General features: G+C 44.3%; 11 protein-coding genes and 1 pseudogene. 7 read left to right on the forward strand and 5 right to left on the reverse strand.

All coding sequences use genetic code 11. The annotated features are described in order from the left end of the window. The first annotated feature begins 123 nt into the window (after window positions 1–123). Entirely contained in the window at window positions 124–873 is a 750-nt protein-coding gene (locus MD535_RS23560; protein ID WP_265677627.1) for an RES family NAD+ phosphorylase, read from the forward strand. 301 nt (window positions 874–1,174) lie between these two features. Here MD535_RS23560 and MD535_RS23565 read toward each other — a convergent pair whose 3' ends face one another. Further along, on the reverse strand, window positions 1,175–1,681 hold the full coding sequence (locus MD535_RS23565; protein ID WP_048657859.1) for an AAA family ATPase: 507 nt from the start codon (window positions 1,679–1,681) through the stop codon (window positions 1,175–1,177). 663 nt (window positions 1,682–2,344) lie between these two features. On the opposite strand from MD535_RS23565, the gene MD535_RS23570 reads away from it, so the two are divergent. Continuing rightward, the gene (locus MD535_RS23570) at window positions 2,345–2,620 is read left to right on the forward strand and encodes a helix-turn-helix domain-containing protein (RefSeq protein ID WP_171388226.1); all 276 of its coding nucleotides are present in this window, start codon (window positions 2,345–2,347) and stop codon (window positions 2,618–2,620) included. Next, window positions 2,613–3,848 carry a type II toxin-antitoxin system HipA family toxin gene (locus tag MD535_RS23575; RefSeq protein ID WP_048657858.1) on the forward strand — a complete coding sequence of 412 codons (1,236 nt, stop codon included), beginning with the start codon at window positions 2,613–2,615 and terminating at the stop codon, window positions 3,846–3,848. The genes MD535_RS23570 and MD535_RS23575 overlap by 8 nt, the downstream gene beginning before the upstream one ends. Window positions 3,849–3,900: 52 nt before the next feature. Here the strand turns inward: MD535_RS23575 and MD535_RS23580 are convergent. Continuing rightward, window positions 3,901–4,263, reverse strand: a pseudogene (locus tag MD535_RS23580) (IS110 family transposase); the annotation flags it as partial. A gap of 220 nt (window positions 4,264–4,483) precedes the next feature. Between MD535_RS23580 and MD535_RS23585 the strand changes: the two are divergent. After that, window positions 4,484–4,750, forward strand: a complete 267-nt coding sequence (locus MD535_RS23585; protein WP_313897285.1) for a magnesium transporter — start codon at window positions 4,484–4,486, stop codon at window positions 4,748–4,750. 299 nt (window positions 4,751–5,049) lie between these two features. Here MD535_RS23585 and MD535_RS23590 read toward each other — a convergent pair whose 3' ends face one another. Both MD535_RS23590 and MD535_RS23595 read right to left on the reverse strand, forming a co-directional pair. Then, the gene (locus tag MD535_RS23590; RefSeq protein WP_237300800.1) at window positions 5,050–5,637 is read right to left on the reverse strand and encodes an ECs1377 family protein; all 588 of its coding nucleotides are present in this window, start codon (window positions 5,635–5,637) and stop codon (window positions 5,050–5,052) included. Window positions 5,638–5,951: 314 nt separating this feature from the next. Next, window positions 5,952–6,224 carry a helix-turn-helix domain-containing protein gene (locus tag MD535_RS23595; RefSeq protein WP_265677629.1) on the reverse strand — a complete coding sequence of 91 codons (273 nt, stop codon included), beginning with the start codon at window positions 6,222–6,224 and terminating at the stop codon, window positions 5,952–5,954. 481 nt (window positions 6,225–6,705) lie between these two features. On the opposite strand from MD535_RS23595, the gene traD reads away from it, so the two are divergent. The 3 genes from traD (at window position 6,706) to traI (ending at window position 16,753) form a co-directional block, all read left to right on the forward strand. Then, entirely contained in the window at window positions 6,706–8,811 is a 2,106-nt protein-coding gene (traD, locus tag MD535_RS23600; protein WP_265677630.1) for a type IV conjugative transfer system coupling protein TraD, read from the forward strand. 547 nt (window positions 8,812–9,358) lie between these two features. After that, on the forward strand, window positions 9,359–10,882 hold the full coding sequence (locus tag MD535_RS23605; RefSeq protein WP_265677631.1) for a hypothetical protein: 1,524 nt from the start codon (window positions 9,359–9,361) through the stop codon (window positions 10,880–10,882). Window positions 10,883–10,975: 93 nt separating this feature from the next. After that, the gene (gene traI / locus MD535_RS23610; RefSeq protein WP_265677632.1) at window positions 10,976–16,753 is read left to right on the forward strand and encodes a conjugative transfer relaxase/helicase TraI; all 5,778 of its coding nucleotides are present in this window, start codon (window positions 10,976–10,978) and stop codon (window positions 16,751–16,753) included. An 18-nt stretch (window positions 16,754–16,771) separates the two neighbouring features. On the opposite strand, the gene MD535_RS23615 is transcribed toward traI, so the two are convergent. Next, entirely contained in the window at window positions 16,772–17,131 is a 360-nt protein-coding gene (locus MD535_RS23615; RefSeq protein WP_016790675.1) for a hypothetical protein, read from the reverse strand. Window positions 17,132–17,698: the final 567 nt, after the last annotated feature.

Genomic DNA, 17,698 nt, shown 5'->3' on the forward strand with positions numbered 1-17,698 from the left:
GAACGCTCAATATAGCTACTAACCTATTGACTGAAAATTGAATTGGTAGATGAAAGACAGCATCATATAAGAATGGAAAACGGCTTTTAGCCATTATAGCCGAGCTAGATTTAAGGGAAAGTTATGAGTTTTAAGTCATGGAATAGCTATATGCAGTTTAGCTGTTCAGTTCGAAATAAATCGCGATATATTTTAGATGAAGATTCGCAAAGCTTTCTTCAAGGTATCAAGGATACTTGCGAAAGTCGCGTAGAAGTGATTGAACCGAACTCTGAGATGTGGAGAGCACAAATGGGGCATGATAGCTTGCCACTTCTACAAGATGATATTCATGTCGATGATATATTCATACCTTATCCTGAGAAAAGAATGAGACCTTTACCTGACAGTGCTTCTGAGGGAAGAGCAAACTCCAAGGGGATTCCTTGTTTGTATGTTGCATCTGAAAAAGAAACCGCAATGTCTGAGATTAGACCTTGGTTGGGTTCGATAATATCAGTGGCGAGATTTACCAACTCTAAAGAACTTCGAGTAATCGACTTCTCAAGACATCACAATGATAAATTACCTTTTTATTTGTCAGAACCTGATGAAGCCAAAAGAATTGAAGCTGTATGGACTAATGTAGATAAAGCTTTTTCTCAACCAGTTACAAACAGTGATCAAAAGTCAGATTATGCACCCACTCAAATTATTGCTGAGTTAGTGAAATCATTGGGTTATGACGGCATAGCTTTTAGAAGTTCACTTGGGCGAGGGCATAATGTAGCACTTTTTAATTTGAACAGTGTTACCTTCAAAGACAGTAGCTTGTTTCGGGTTAATGATGTTCAGTTCTCGTTTGAAAGTAGTAATGACGAACGCTACATATAGTAAGAATTTAAGGTTTCAAGATACTTTTTCTAATCTGACCGAAATGATTTTGCTCAGCACGCATAAAACGTTTTTGTCCAAGGACGTGCTGGTGCTGATCTCTGCAAACACGGCTTTGCCCCCAAAACGTGCCAGCTCGATTTAGGGCCGATAAATTTCGTCCCTGATTTATCGGCACTGCCCGAGCGAACGGAAGTAAAGATTCGGTGAGCGATTTCTCCCATTTTCGGTCAAAAATGGCATACCGCTCTAAAATCATCGCTTGTATTGTTATGCAGTCATGCAAAGAAACCGAAACTGTTTACACACAGAGTTTTTCTACTAGCTCAGCAAAAGACGCATCGATAGTATGACCCGCTGTGTCAATCTTGATGACATCTGTTTTCCACTTGTCGTAGTGGCGATTCTGTACCTGTTGCCAATTTGGTAGATTTAGGTTCTCAATTTCATTATCTCGTGTCTTAACTCTGTGCTCGTGCTCAGTGAGATCTGAGCACACAACCTCGATATTAACGAAATTAGCCCCTGTACTTTTTGCAACATCTTGCCATTCGTGTCGTGTTAGCTCTATTGGATTACAAGAGTCTGAAATAGAGCTAATCCCGAGAGCCAAATTATCTCTAATTATTCGGTAACTTAATCTGTACCCCTCCCCTTCAACTTTGAAACTACATAGATCTCTAAGCCCCTGCTCGAAGGTGTCGATACGCACATACATTGCGCCTGTACGGCTAGCAAGTAACTTAGCCAGTGTAGATTTTCCTGAAGCTGGAAGACCTGAAAATATGTACAAAGTAGGAGTGCTCATTTCGCCTCTTTTCCTTCTGTTTCTTTACGCAATTAGTGAACACAAGCCCGTATTTAACAGTACTGATGAACAGTATGGCAGAGTTACCTACAAACTCTACCAGATATCACCTAATGCATGGAGTTGAATAATCTGATGAAAATTCTGAATAGGTTGAATCCAAGACTATCGGTCTAGGATGAAAGCTTTTGTCCATTTTCTATCACGAACGGCATCATTTGAAGTGGTGTCGTTCTGCTACTTGGGAGATGGTAAACTCTTTGATGGGTAGGTTTCGTCCTAAGCTTCAAACTCAGATCTGCCCCAAACTGCGTTGGAGTAGAAGCTCTACTATTATTGATAACCTGTCTTTTCTCATATCTAATCTAATGCCATCACAGCTAGTTGATCGACCTGAATGTAAAGCAAGGTATGCTCTTGTGAAACAGCTAATGGGTGCATAAAGCCTTGTTTTTTAATCTGCTATAATGGTAGCAAATAATGCCAAAAAAAACCTTAATTTGTCACTATAGTAGCAATGGAGACCCGTCACAGTGATGGAATTTTTTGCCATTCGTGTTAATGAAGTAATGATTGTCATTACTCTATATTTGCTACAATAATAGCAATTAGACTATGATTGGCGTTATAATTGATACCATAATAGCAACTTACGAGGCATGTATGTTATCTCTTTATACCGCTTATGATTTGCAGATGGAACTCAAAGAGTTTATCAAGTCTGCTCGGAAAAAAGATAAACTCAGTGTTCAGAAGATGGCCGATCTCTCTGGCGTACCTTACGCGACGATCCGAAAGTTTGAGTCATCTGGCAACATCTCATTGCGTCAGTTCCTCATGCTTTATGAGACAGTCGGTGACTTGAAAAAAGTGAAAGAGCTAACAAAGTCGTCTGAGCCTGAATTTAAATCAATAGAGGATGTGCTTCGATATGCTTAAATCAGCCCTAACCGTAAAACGAACGCTTAGCACAGGTGAAAAGGTATTTGTCGGCAAGCTAGTTGAAAATAGTAAGCAAAGCTTCTTTCAATTTGATGAGGCTTATTTAGGCGCTCACTCAACCTCTCTGGCTCCGTTCAATTTAAAGGCTGATACAAGCCTACAAGTTGCGCCTAGAGGGCCGCATTACGGCATTCATGGGGTATTTGGAGATAGTCTCCCTGATGGTTGGGGCCTTTATCTCATGGATCGTGTATTTAGACAGAACGATCATAACCCAAAGGAAGTTACCGCCCTAGAGCGTTTGGCTTATCTGGGTGACAGATGCATGGGGGCGTTGAGCTATGAGCCTGAATTAGATTTACTTGATGAGTCCAAGGAGTCGATTGATATCATTACCCTTGGCCGAGCTGCGATTGAAGAGTTTGAAGGCACCGAGTCTGCTTTGCTTGAGCACTTGATGAATACTGGTGGTTCGGGTGGTGCTAGGCCAAAAATGAACGTGACACGTTTATTGAATGGGCAATATTCAACATTAGATGACGCACTAGGAACAAAGCTTATCGTAAAACTGACATCTGAAAAGTTTGACTTGAAGCACTCTGAATCATTAGTCGAATATTGCTACATGCAGATGGCCCGTAATGTCGGCATTGAGGTTCCTGACTTTGATTTAATTGATGCAGGTAATGGACGATTTTGGCTAGAGCAGGAACGATTTGATTGCACCGAGCAAGGCGGTCGAATCCATATGATTTCTGCGTGTGGGTTGTTAGATGCACCGTTTCGAGAGCCTTCTTTGGACTATGTGGATTTAGTTAAAGCTACGCGCATCATGTGTAGTGTCACTGAGTCTCAGAAGCTCATTAAGCGCTGCATGTTTAATTACCTAACTGTTAACCAAGATGATCACAGTAAGAACTTCAGTTTCCTTGCCAGTGACGCCGATAACTGGACGCTATCGCCTTTCTACGACATTGTTTACAACCCTAACCCTTACAAAGAGCATATGACGGCATTTGGTGGTAATGGCCGAACGCCAAAGAACGCACTAGACCAGTTAGCTGCTCAGTCGGGGTTGTCATCAAAGAAAGCGATTATGGTTATGGCTGAGGAAATATTTGAAACAACACGCTCGTTTAGTCTTGAGGCCAAACACCTGGGCTTGTCCCCTAATCTAATCAAGGAGATTGATAAGGATATGGTAGAAAAATTTAAGGCGCTGTAAGTGTAGGATGAATCAAATTCGCCATGACTTTGTAGATGATTTGAGGGTTTTACATGACAGTAAGAACTGGTTTGATTGCTTCTCCATAGTGAGCGATCAACTCTGCATCTAAACGATCATTTTTGGCTCTGCGGCCAATAGCTCCAGCGAATCGTTTTATGTGGACAGGGTTTGCTCTGACAATAGGTAATTTAGCCTCTGCACATGCAAGAACAAAAGGCATTTCTAATCGGCCTGTTGCTTCAATAACTATACGTTCAGGATTATGACTTTTAATCGTTTTGAGTGCTTTCTTGATGCCTTTATCATTGTTCTCTACTGAGAAAAATAGATCTAGTGGCCTGATGTGGATGTCTAATTGTGTTTTTCCGGTATCAACTCCAACGTTGATGCTTTGATTGATTTTGGTATTCATAATAAGCTAACTCATGCTTGCGTAATGCGGGTTCGAGACCCAGTCGACTATTCGAGGTTTATGCTTGAAGTCCTATGTAGCGTTCATGTTTGTTATCGGTCTCTCGATAGAGGAGCCAGCGTTTAAACGAACTGCTACATAGAAAGCTTTAGTTGCAGCTAAAGCCTGGGTCTCACATTACCCGATTGGAGTGCTTATTATCCATACAAACGGATTTAAAGTGGGAGTGCTGAATGATGTACTTTGGGCTATTGTCATTGGCGTTATCACGGGTCTTTGGTTTGACAGTATGATGTTGGGGATCGTCATCGGTATGGCCATTGTGACAAACACAATAAGTGCTTCACTCGCTGGTATCTTTATCCCTGTTATTTTAGATAAGCTAAAAACCGACCCTGCATTATCAGGTTCTGTCATATTGACTCCAGTAACGGATGTGTTTGGCTTCGTCGCATTTTTAGGCTTAGGTACACTATTTTTAATATAAATCCTCGCGTACAACGTTAGTTATTTTCGGGGGGTGATCTTACGTTGAAAAAATAGGTGTTGCCAACAGCGGACACCTATTTAGGGGGACGGAGTTAGTTGTGTAGTGGCTCACAGGATTTGGCTTCCTAATTAGAGACTCCCATGACAGTTCTCTGTGCTGATCCATATGTGAACCATACTGATTCTAATGTGCATTGTAATTTTTAGAACTTAAGCTCTAACGCGTTTTTGTCCAAAGATTAGTTTCAGTTATATCTGCCATGTTAATGCATACGGCAATCGTTTACGCCTCGTTATTCATTCGTAACTTGCCATCTTTCTTGTTGTGTCTGTGAAGTTGTCTGATACTTCGATACGTTTCATTGCGATGTTCATGGTGGGTTCGATTTTTTTAAGACGTGCTATATCACTGGCTATTCTTTTGCAGCCTAAAAACAAGATGCCATCAAGTGGTGTTATGACATCTCCAGCCTTGAGGCAACCAACGAGGGAGGTGGCAGAGAGTGGTGTTTTTGTCCCAGCAACGTAGCGGGTTGCCACAAACTCATTCGTATAGTGGATTTCTCTTGGTAACATTTGTTCGCTTTTAGCGTAAATCATTCCGCTTTGTTTACCATTAATAACTCGATGCTCTTTATACACTCGTGTTTCCTCGCCTATGGTGGCCATAGCTTGTGGTGCGCGGGTGATGAATAAGCGAAAAGGTAGATCTTCACTTGTGATGTAATCGACAAGGTTAAACGCTAATCTTGCTCTCGCGATCTCTCCGAGTGGTTTGTCACGACAGATTTGTAGAACCTGATCCCATTGGCTGGTCAGTCGAGTGCTTTCTTTATCGCTTCTAACTTTAACCTTTTGAATATCGTAGTGAATTATCTTTTCCATGGTTGATTTGGCCTTCCGTTTTGCTTGCTTCGTTAAATTCCAACCTAACATTATGTTTTTATAACAAATTATAAGCAGTTATCCACAAAGTTTGGACGTGACCTGTCTAAAACCTTCGTAGGTTGAGTTTATGCTCCTGGTACTAAATAGCTTGAAATCACCTAAAAATGCCGATAATTGTTTTCAAATTGAAGTAAAAAGCGCCAGTGATTCTTGAAGCAAGAATTAGAGCAACTGCCATTGATTTCTTGAGAGGTAATGGGGGTTGGTTAATCTCTGCACCCTCGTCAGGGTACCAATAGGCTGATACATACTTATAAGCTCTCATCCGATCCAAATTCACGAGTTGTGATCTGATTTAACTTTTTGGTGAAATTACCTCTGTTAATCCCTAAAACCCTAGCAGCCTTAGACTGATTACCGCGCGTATGAGTTATCAACTCAGTAAACAATATTTCAAACACAGCAGGAGTCACCCAAGACATATCAGAGCTAACTGATTGCTTATCAAACCATGTCGGTTCCAGTTCTGCTCGGATAAGTTTTTTTAAATGGTCTTTGTTGATTGGAGTTAGTTGGTCATTCATTGAAGTTGAAGGTCATAAAGAACTTTATCATTCTAACAAATTTACCATGAAATCGCCTTGAAATCAGCCGGCGAGGGAAATTACGAATACGATGGATCACTGCCCAGCGCAATAAGCAACGAGGACATTTTTAATCATAGGCTCAAAGCCATTCGTTTCCAAAAACACTCGACCAATCACTGTCCGGTGATGCCCATCCTCAACATAAAGCTCACCATCTCTATTACACAGAGAGCAATTTCGCTTTTCTTCTGAAAAATAGTAATCAGGATTGCTTTTAAGGTTTCGAGCACAACACTGACCACGTTCGAGACCGTGACGATTATCAGCGCAAGGAAATAAAACCACCCAAGTTTTGCCAACATCTCGGGGCTCTACACAGCAATACCATTAGCCAACAACCGTTCAATTGTTGGCCAGCTTATCTGCATACGCAGGTAATTATCTAAAAAGTACTCCATTTCACTCTCAAGGAACCACGATGCCTAGACCTAAACGCGCGTCCGGCAACCACTTTACCCGTGGCGGACAAATTACTTTTCACTCCATTCGGATGTTCTTTCAAGTCAACAATACCTTAGTCTACGCCGCCATTTGGTCGGTGATAGCGCTCACTGGCGTTCTTACCTGGCTACGCGCGCCCGATAACGCCTTTTGGTCTGTGTTCTACTATTGGCGCAATCATATCTATGCCAGCCTTGGACACGATCTTAACAGCGAAGTCACGACCTTCTGGAGCGGGAAACGCTACATTGGCACGCTCGCTTCCCAACTGGACAACACCCAACTCATCAATCTCTACGATAACGTGATACGCCAAATACAAATCAACTTTTTGATTGGCATCGGTATTGCTTTCACCATCTTAATGCTCGCCATGACTTTCTTTAAACGACAAGGCGAAAAACAAAGTGAAGATTTTCACGTCCGAGGCTTTCAATACGCAGAGCCCAAAGTGCTCACTAACGATTTAAAAAAACGGGCAAAGAAACTCAAAAAACAGGGCGTAGGAAACGGACGGATTTCTGATTTCAAAGTGGATGGGCAGGCCTTATTTAAACATGAGTTTGAAGTTCAACATATGCTCATCGACGGCACCACAGGGGCAGGTAAATCCGTCATGCTTCGTAAACTATTACGCTGGATACGTAAACGTGGAGATAAAGCCATTATTTATGATAAAGGCTGCACCTTTACCAGTAAGTTCTTTGACCCTACCCAAGACACCTTACTCAATCCCTTCGATGAACGCTGCGCCAATTGGGATGTGTGGTGTGATGCGAAAGAAGCCCCTGACTTTGAAAATATAGCCAGCGCACTTATCCCGCAACATGGCGAAGGCGATCCGTTCTGGGTGGATTCCGCTCGGACTATTTTTTCGAGTGCGGCGTATCGCATGAGCCAAGATGACAAGCCCTGCTCGACCGCAAGGCTGCTCAGTCTGATACTCACGTCTGAACTTGAAACCCTGGGTAATTTCCTGCAAGGCACAGAGTCTGCATCCCTGGTCTCGAAAGACATAAAAAAGACGGCCATCTCCATTAAGTCGGTGCTCGCCACCTACATCAAGAGCCTACGATTTTTGGATGGATTGGATGACAAAGACGCGAAAGGAAAGCCCAAACGCCAACCGTTTTCTATCACCGATTGGGTGCAAGACGATAAACAAAAAGGCTTTTTGTTCTTATCCAGTAACGCGCAGCAACACGCCTCTCTGCGTCCTTTGATTTCGACTTGGCTTGCCATTGCTTCTAACGCTATCTTGGGACTCAAAGACGATGAAGATCGCCGTATCTGGGTGATTATGGATGAAATGCCAAGTCTGCATAAACTGCCTGAGCTTGACACCATCATTGCCGAAGTGCGTAAGTTTGGAGGCTGTTATGTGATTGGTCTCCAGTCTTATGCTCAGCTCGTGAAAACCTACGGCAAAAACACCGCGGACGTCATTTTTGACTTACTCAACTCCCGTTTTTACTTTCGTGCCCCCTCCGCGCAAATGGCGCAAATCTCGTCAAAAGATTTAGGTGAGCAAGAGGTGGACGTGTCAAGAGAGCACATTTCTTACGGTGCAAATGCGTTGCGTGACGGGGTATCGATTGGTCACCAAACCGTCACCCGCCCGGTTGCCTCTAGCAGTGAAATCCAAGCCATGGATGATTTGCAATGTTACCTTCGCGTACCAGGAAGCAGCTTTATCACTCAACTGGATTTGCACTTTGATAAGATGCGAGATGTGACACCGGCCTTTATTAAACGTCATTACACCCCATCGCCCGCCATGACCAAGGCGTATCAAAAAGCGATTTACTTTGAGTGTGTCGCCCCAGGTATGCTCCTCAACGAAGAAGAGCGTAACGCACTCACAGAAATCCAAGCCAAGCAATTTGAAACGCCGGAAGAGATGAAGCTGGAAACCGACCAAATCCAACAAGCACAACGAAGTGAGACAGTCAAAGCGTTAGCCAGCAAGGAGTCGGAAAAGCTCAAATCAGACAATGACCATCAAGAGCGCGCTCCAAAAGAGCTTGAAGAGTCGGCGATATCTCAAGATATCGAGATGGAAGCGGGTGATATGGTTGAATAGCGCATCAAATAGTCGATAGCCACACAAGACAGAAATAGGTCATTGCAAACCAAATGTATTAGGTATTTTTATGTTACCGAGTTTGTCTAGATTAATCTTTGAGACCTTGGTCGTCTCACTCTTATTTTCTGCACTTTGTCTTATGCAGATCACCGAGAGTCAATTTCAGTGGACGCAACTTTTCATCGCGTCCACTGGCTTTTTATCACTGTATAGTTTGAAGCGCATCGTGGTTTTTTTGTTAAAAAACGCCCCAACACTCCTCACTACATCGTACTCACCTCTGCAGGATTCGCTTTACTCCTGAGCATCAGCATGGAGTACTCGTTATTTGGTTTATTGAATTCGATAGGCCTGACTTTCATGTACTTAGCACCCATCGTATTAAAAAGTGCACTGATTCAATCTTAGTCATGACAAGATATTTAGTTATAGTGCACCATAGAGACTGCACCCTAGAGCCTCATCATATCGAATAATCACTCAACCACTATTCCAAGCCTTGCCATTGCAAGGCTTTTTTACGTTCATTCATCAAGGATTAACCATGCCAAATAAGACCCTCTTTAATTCTGACCATCTACCGATATTAAAGAAACAATTACACACTATATTCGATCAACTTACCTTCGCTGAAATCATTCAGGGCAACGCCCCCGAAAAATACACATGGTTATCAATTTGCGCTCAAGCGGTAGGTTATGGTGACTGGGACGACTTAAAAGCGCAAGCAGTCACGCACCACGGGCCAACCCACAACATTCTATTTAACCAAGCATCCATCATTCCTTTCATCCAAAGTGTCAGAGTCAACTTGGGGGAGCACATCGACAATATTGAAGGCTTTACCCATGTCATACTAAGAAACTTAACTACCGAAGAGTTAAACGCCATGAATGGCAATAAAGAAGAGCTTCCACCACTACCCAAAGCGCCAACGTCCTATACGTTAGAATTAGGACCGAATACGGCCTATGCCCGCGACCTTTTAGATTGGCTGTGGCCAAGAACAAAAAATTACCAAGTAGACCCAATCAACACTCAGTATCTAGCGCACATGAAAGAAAAGCGAATGAGCTTGAGCAAGTCTCAAGCAAAAGAGCGCGCTTTGGATGTTTACCCACACTCTGGCATGCTAATCAGAGACATATTAGAGCAACTGATTTCAGAAAATTACCTAGACCTCAACGATGATCAAAGGTGCGTAACTTTTACTCGCAAAGGTCTTAATTATCTCAACGGAAAAATGACCAACGAATATGACGACCAATGGAAAGAATGGTTTAAGGCATTTGCAGCGCATCTCAAAAAAATCCCATACCGATACATCAAGATAGATTGGACACCCTATATCGATTTATATGCCCGGGGCATGTCACCCATTGAGGCGGCAAAAAGTCTTGAATGGTCAGAATGCTACACTCAAGCACACTCAGAGATCCAATCGGCCATTAAACACCAACTCGACATCCATTTGCCTCAATACCCCAATGAGCGATACCTTCAATTTACGCCTAGAATATTTCTGACACCTGAGCTGACCAGCAACAAGGTAACAGACATTCATTTTGAGTTTATAGGCCCCGACTGGGCGAAACCAAACGGCAATCTAAAAACAAAGCGCTTTTGGCCAAACAAACGCTACGTGTCTGTGCATTTAGAGACCTCGCCGAAAAGTCGAGGTTGGTATGCCGTCATTCCCGATGAGGTTGATTGTTTTCAAGTAAGCTACAAATGGACAAGCCAGTCCCATTCTTTTGCAAGCGTCACCCACCATATGACTTACCAGTTAGAGCCAAATATAGAGTGTGCTCAAGATTGGCTGTATGGCAATGAGTGCATGAAGCATTCTGATTCTTCGAAACTAGCGATGGCCGCCGATGAATATAGCTTTAACCGCCTGGAATGCCTAACTCATGGCAAGCATTTAACCAATGAAGAAATTGTAGCGTTAGACCGATTTAAAGCGGGCATTACATCCATTCACATTGATGAAAATGGCGTCATCATTCACGAAGAACGAACGTTAACCGCTAGCAATTCCTTTGCTTGTGTTGGGATCATTTTGTAACCACACCTCTTTTAATTCCACTTCCCCCTTAACCTCCACTCACCGCTCAGTTTTGCTGCTAGCGGCAATTTGCGTTGCATAAGGAAAATACTCATGCTTTCTATTAGCCCATTAAAATCCGCTTCTGGCGCTGCCAAATATTACCTAAGCGAAGAAAACCCCAAAGACCTACCTGACGTCTCTTTAGAAAAAGACGCGGGCGATAACTATTACCTCAAAGAACAAGACCAGGTAGAAAACACCTTCTGGCATGGCAAGCTGGCCATCGAAGCGGAACTGGCAGATAAACCCGTAGATCAAGCCACCCTAGAATCGGTGCTTTCTGGCAATCTTGGCGGTGAAACCATTAAAGGGAAGCGAGAAAAACACAAATCTGGCTTCGACCTGACCTTTTCTGCGCCCAAATCCCTCAGCGTTCTTGCACTTATTGGCGGAGATAACCGCCTCATTGAAGCGCACAATAACGCCGTGAAGTTCGCCTTAACAGAGCTTGAGAAAGACGTAGCACAAGTCAAAGTCACCCATGAGAAAGGCGTTCAAGAATACGAAAATACGGATTCGATGCTATTTGCAGTCGTACGCCATAAGACCAGCCGTGAAAATGACATGCAAGTGCATTCGCACGCGCTAACCGCTAACATGACGCGCGATAAAGAAGGAGATTTACGCGCTTTATCAACCAGCCTAAAACAAAAAGGGGGCGTGATTAACGGGACTGGCGAGCGCATTTACAACTTCCAAAAATACTACGGTATCTTGTACCAGAGCCAATTAGCTAAAGATGCAGAAACACTCGGTTATTCCACGCGAGGCGTCGGCAACGGTCAGTTCGAAATCAGCGGTGTCCCTCAGCCTATTCTTGATGCGTCATCCACTCGCAAACAGCAAATTGACCAACGCACACTCGATTTAGGCTTTGACTCTCGCGCGGCGAAAGACGTAGCAAACCTCGATACTCGTAAAAGCAAGACCTACCAGAGCAGTGACAGCCTCAACAAACAGTGGCAAAGCACCGTAAAAGAGCAAGGGTATGAGCCCGCCCAGCTTGTCACCATGGCGCAACAAGTGAAAGAAGCGCAAAACACCCCACCACTTGGTGAAACCAAAGCCGCCATCAGCAGAGCCATTGACCATCTAGGGCAATACAGCACCGCGTTACACCTAGAAAAAATCATTGAACTCACCGCCTCAGAGTTCACCAAAGGCGGCGTACAACTCAACGCTATTGATATCAAAAAAGTCGCGGATGAAATGATTAAACAGGGCGACTTGATAGGACTCAGGCAAAAAGGGCAATACACCACCAAAGGCTTAATTGATAACGAACAAGCGCTTATCGACAGCACCCAAGGTCGGGCGCATCACATGCGCACCCACGTTGAATCCAGCACGCTCAACAAGCTTGCTATCCCTGAAAACCAGCAGCGTATCTTGACTGACCTGTACCACTCCACCAAACAGTTCCACGTGGTGAATGTGCATGGCTCATCACAAAGCATTGCGCAGCAGCTACTTAACGTGGGGAACCACAGTGGTAAGCGTGTCCAATTAGTATCCCAAAGCGTGAAAGCCAAGGCTGAAGGCATGGAGAGCGTACAGCGCAAGAGTCAAACACTCAGCGCCTGGGTCGGTCAGCTCTTTTCACCAGAGCAGCGCCACACCACCCACAGCTTATTGCAAAGCGATACGCCGCTGACCAATAAAGACGTCTTGCTCATCGATGACGCCAATAAGATGAGCGCCAATGAGCTGTTAGCCCTCACCGATAAAGCCAAACAATCGAGCAGTAAAGTGGTGATGCTTAACCGCGTATCAAGCCGTCAGGGATTTAAAGCCAATAACGCTATCTCGCTGTATCAAAAAGGCAATGTGGAGAGTCATTCTTGGGTCGGCAAGCGAGCCAGCCATACCAACGTGAAACTGCATGACAATGACACCGATAGGATAGCGCGGGTGTACGCCGACCTCCCCGATAAAGCCAACACGCAAGTGATTGCCACCTCCAGCGTCGAGCAGCGGCGGTTAACCGAAGCGATACGGGGCCAACTGAAAAATACCGGCGCCCTCGCCAGACACGAAACCACCCTATTCACTCAAACCCCTCACCACCTCTCCAAAGCGCAACAACCCCTCGTTCAACACTACAAACCATGTATGACACTCACCCACTGGGAGAAAAACAAACCTCAGAGCTTTGTCATCGCCAGCATCGATAAAGAGAGCAACACCATGACCGCACTCAGCAAACGCGATGGACAGTCACACACCTTTGACCCGTCCAGTCGCACCTTTAAGCGCATGAAGATGCAAATCAGCAAACCGCAAAGCCTCAACATCGCCCAAGGCGAACGTCTTCGTACGTTAGGCAAACACTTCCCTGCCGGTTTGGACGCCAATAAAAGTTACCTTGTCACGCAAACTGACAAAGAGAGCCTCACGCTTGAGAGCCAAGGTCAAACGCAGCGCGTAAACTTAGAGAGCTTAAAAGACGCGCCGCTGCAATACGACTATGTTCACGGCGCCCACCATATTGAGCAAAAAGCCCATACCTTGCTGTCAGGTAAAGCATTTACTTTATCTAAGCCCCTGATAAACGACCTGACCGAAAAAACAGAGCGCCTTGATATCTTCACCGACAAACCGGACAAAGCCCAAAGCGTACTTGAGAAAGAGCAAGTCTCCCCGTCAGCCATTGAGCGCGTATTACAGACGCAAAACGTCAACGACCGCTACCTAAATGACGCCACCCAAGATTGGCTAAAGCACGATGTCAGTCAGGCACTGTCAGCACTAGCCAAAGCGCAAAACACCCCACTCATCGAAAAAGCGGTCAGCTTTGCCCTGAACCACCTCTCAGAGCGAGAAGCGGCGTTTAGCCAAAAAGCGTTAGTGGTGGAAGCGGTGCGTTACGCCTTTGAAGAAGCCGGTGGCTCTATTACCAAAGAGCAGGTTGAAACAGAGCTGACTAAACGCAGCGACACTCTCTCTGCAGAGTACAGTGACGGCACACGCTGGACGACGCACACCGCGCTGGAGACTGAAAAGCGCATCTTGCAAAACATCGATGATGGTAAAGACCAACATCAGCCTTTTGCCACACCTAAACAGGTGCAAGACTTTCTCAATACCAAGCCTCGCCTAACCCAAGGGCAAAAGGACGCCATCACCCTCATATCAACCACCAAGGACAGCTTTGTGGCCATCCAAGGGTTAGCCGGCACAGGTAAGTCCACCATGCTTGAATCCAATACTGAACTTATCCAGTTAGTGAAAGAAGCCAGCCAGCAACCAGAGCAAAGCGTCATCGGTCTTGCGCCCACTCACGCCGCGGTTGCAGAGCTAGAAAGCAAAGGCGTGAAAGCGCAAACGCTAGACAGTTTGCTTTCTGACATCAGGCAAGGCAATCGAGAAGCCAGTGACTATCAACACACCTTGTTCTTTCTCGATGAAAGCTCCATGGTCAGCAACAAGCAAGCCGATGAGTTCACAAAGCTCGTCAATGACAGTCAGTCCAAAACAGTCAAATTGGGCGATAAAGAGCAGCTTTTATCACTCAGTGCCGGTAAACCCTTTGAGCTAGCCATAAGCCAAGGCCGCATCGATACCGCTTACATGACCGACATCATCCGTCAGCAAAACGACACCTTACTTAATGCGGCGCAAAACATCATTGATAAACAGCCACAGAGCGCCCTGGATAAGCTCCAGCAGCAAGCCCCTGATACTCAAGGCAACCGCCAGCATGTCATTTCCACGCTGAATGAACACCGTAAAGACCGACACAAAGCGCAGTTAGAAGCCACAGAAAAACTGCCCTATATGATCGCCAAGGACTATCTAGAGCGCACACCAGAGACGCGAGAAAACACACTTCTCATTCTTTACACCAACAAGGAGCGAGACCAAACTACCGAATACATCCGAGTCGGATTGATGAAAAAGAGTGAGTTAGGCAAAGAGAACGTCATCGCAACCCGGCTACGCTCAATCGGTGCGACGGGTGAAGAGCTCACCACCATGATGCCGTATCAAAAAGGCTTAATACTGAGCACCAGACCCGGTGAGTACGCGACAATCACTCACGTAGATTCAGAGCATGGCGTAGTAACACTTCAAGACGCGAGTACAGGTAAGACAAGGCCGTTCTTACCCCGCAATCGAGACCATACCTTCACGACACTGTTTAGCGTGTCAGAAAAACCCCTCTCAACGGGCGATAAAATCATCACCCGTTTTACCGATAAAGAGCGCGGCATTAAAGCCAACGTGGAGTACCGCATCACGCAAGCGACTACAGACAGTATTGTCGCTCAATCTAAGACAGGACAAACACTCAACCTTCACCCTAATGCGCTTAAAGACGGGCACTGGGACTACGCGTACAGTCGAACCGCAGACATGGCGCAAGGGTCCACCTATCAACACGTCATTAGCGCGATACAAAGCAAAGGCGCACTGACCAACTTAAGACGCGCCGGTATCGATGTGACTCGCGCCAGTCAGCACATTCGGCTCTATACCGACAACACAAAACAACTGGTCAAAAGCTGGCTTTCTAAAGATAGCCATAAAGCCAGTGCGATAGAAACCCTCAACCAAATCCCACCCAAAGACACCACTTACTTTAACCGTAATGCCCTCCCTCATGAGGACGTCCGGTTCCAAAATAAAAGCGGTGACTTTGACTACAACAAATTTAGGGAGCACATCAATACGCAACTACCAAAATACACAGAAAGCCTCGCCGTTCAGTTATTAGGCCAGCCGAATCAATCCAAATCAGACCGGGATTACTTAACCTTTGGCATTGGTAAATCAGCCATTAAAGTGACCCTAACAGGAGAGCATCGAGGGTATTTTAAAGACTACACCACGGGCGAAAAAGGCGCATTGATTAACCTAATCATGAGTCATAAGGAAATGAATTATAAAGCCGCGATGAATGAAGCGCACAAGATGCTCAATGAGCCGGACAAATATCAATTGGAGGAAAACAGTAAACACGAAAAATTACTGAGCACCACCCCAAGGCATATTGCGCAGTTTGAAGAAAGGGCTAAGGATTATATCAATCAAAGCTTACCGATGGATAACACACTGGCCCAAACGTACTTAAACAAGCTCGGTGTCAATAACATTGAAAACAACCATGTAAAATTCCACCCGGCGGTCTATTCATCCGAAGATAGATCCCTTCACCCTGCGATGCTAACCAACATCCACAATAAACAAGGTGAAACCAAAGCCATAGAAGTGACCTATTTAGACACTCAAGGAAATAAAGACTCCTCCCTAGATATTAATCCAAGAACCCTAGGAACAAAATCCAAACAATTAACACAATTCCATCAGGGGGAGGATTTAAACACCACCATCATCAGCACATCGATAGAAAACTCGTTTTTAATTCGAGACCAAACTCAAGGGCAGATTGACATTATCAACGTCAATCATAAGAACGACATTCAAAACATCTCTACCGATGAACTGAGACAGAACATCATTATTGTATTAAATCACGGCAACCACGATTTAAACCCGAACAACATTGAGAAAATCGTCGAGAACTTTAATGGTCGAGACATTCAATTCATGTCAGACGATAACCTCAAAGAGGACATCAAATCATGCCTTGATAAACTAGAGCAAGATAACAGCGCACATAACATTGAATTAAGTGAGCCACACATTTCTCATCAAGAGAGCGAATTAGACACCCTCAACTATAATGAGAAAAAAGAAACCGACAGCCAATCACTCGATCACTTTGAGCCAAAAGAATATTCCCCTCAAAAAGAGATGGAATTTAATCAATCAGAGAAAGAGAGCCATTGGGAAGACAGAGAAATCGACAGAGAGTTAGAGCGATAATAAAAGGGTAGCCAATGGCTACCCTTTTTTTTCGCCTTCAAGATATTCATCGACGCTTTTATCAACCAAAGCGGTATTGGATTTTCTTTGCTCAATCGAATCCGCTTTATTCTTATAATACCCCTCCCCATCAAAGCTATGCGCCAAATTTAAATTTAGCACGCCTTGTACTTGCCTAACTCTACGATACGTTTCTTCCATCAACTCACGGTTCGACGGCCGTTCATCGTCACTGTCATTCAGTTTGATACGCAACGCCAAGGTGAAAAGCTGACGAGTTGCCTCAGCATCACTTAACTTTTCTCTATCTCTGAACTTCTTAAAATCTTGCTCTAGCTTCCCTCGAAGGGAGCTTTGTAAAGGGTAAGAACGCGACATAATTTAGCCTTTTCTCCTCAATGAATGTCAATGAAGTCCACTTTTAAACCCCAATGAAATCCAATAAACTCTCAATGTAAACCCATTGTACTTAGTTTTAAAAAAACCGCCAAAGCCTTACCCATAAAGGGATAAATAATAATTCAATTAAATCCCATTGGATTTAGATTGAAATAACCGCAATCCCTTATACATAAATGCGTCAATGATAATTCAATGTGATTACATATTTTCACACTAGGATTTCAGCGGCTAATTAGTTGAGATTTTGAAAATTTTTTCACGCTCTATTTCACCTCCACCAATAAACATAAGTCATTGTTTTTATGTCTTTTAAATTCATAACAGACAACCATTTAAATCGTTTACGATTTAGCGTGGTGTGTGGATGATTCCCAAGTGGTAACAATGACCTCCAATGAGTCTGCATCTAGTTTGTTTTCTTGGGGTGTGTTTTAGGGACGTCGAGCTCAAAAGCCGAACCGTTGGCGATTGAATCTAGGGTGATTGAGACCATTAGGGAAGGAATGTAAAACGGAAAAAGAAGATCGTGACACAACTAGCGCT

Origin of the sequence: Vibrio qingdaonensis, assembly GCF_026191675.1 — a bacterium.
Taxonomy (GTDB): Bacteria; Pseudomonadota; Gammaproteobacteria; order Enterobacterales; family Vibrionaceae; genus Vibrio; species Vibrio qingdaonensis.

Excerpts from the sequence above, each read along its gene's own strand:
- traD (WP_265677630.1), top strand. The coding sequence starts at position 6,706 with ATGCCTAGACCTAAACGCGCGTCCGGCAACCACTTTACCCGTGGCGGA.
- MD535_RS23590 (WP_237300800.1), bottom strand. The coding sequence starts at position 5,637 with ATGGAAAAGATAATTCACTACGATATTCAAAAGGTTAAAGTTAGAAGC.
- MD535_RS23560 (WP_265677627.1), top strand. The coding sequence starts at position 124 with ATGAGTTTTAAGTCATGGAATAGCTATATGCAGTTTAGCTGTTCAGTT.
- MD535_RS23615 (WP_016790675.1), bottom strand. The coding sequence starts at position 17,131 with ATGTCGCGTTCTTACCCTTTACAAAGCTCCCTTCGAGGGAAGCTAGAG.
- MD535_RS23565 (WP_048657859.1), bottom strand. The coding sequence starts at position 1,681 with ATGAGCACTCCTACTTTGTACATATTTTCAGGTCTTCCAGCTTCAGGA.
- MD535_RS23570 (WP_171388226.1), top strand. The coding sequence starts at position 2,345 with ATGTTATCTCTTTATACCGCTTATGATTTGCAGATGGAACTCAAAGAG.
- traI (WP_265677632.1), top strand. The coding sequence starts at position 10,976 with ATGCTTTCTATTAGCCCATTAAAATCCGCTTCTGGCGCTGCCAAATAT.
- MD535_RS23575 (WP_048657858.1), top strand. The coding sequence starts at position 2,613 with ATGCTTAAATCAGCCCTAACCGTAAAACGAACGCTTAGCACAGGTGAA.
- MD535_RS23595 (WP_265677629.1), bottom strand. The coding sequence starts at position 6,224 with ATGAATGACCAACTAACTCCAATCAACAAAGACCATTTAAAAAAACTT.
- MD535_RS23605 (WP_265677631.1), top strand. The coding sequence starts at position 9,359 with ATGCCAAATAAGACCCTCTTTAATTCTGACCATCTACCGATATTAAAG.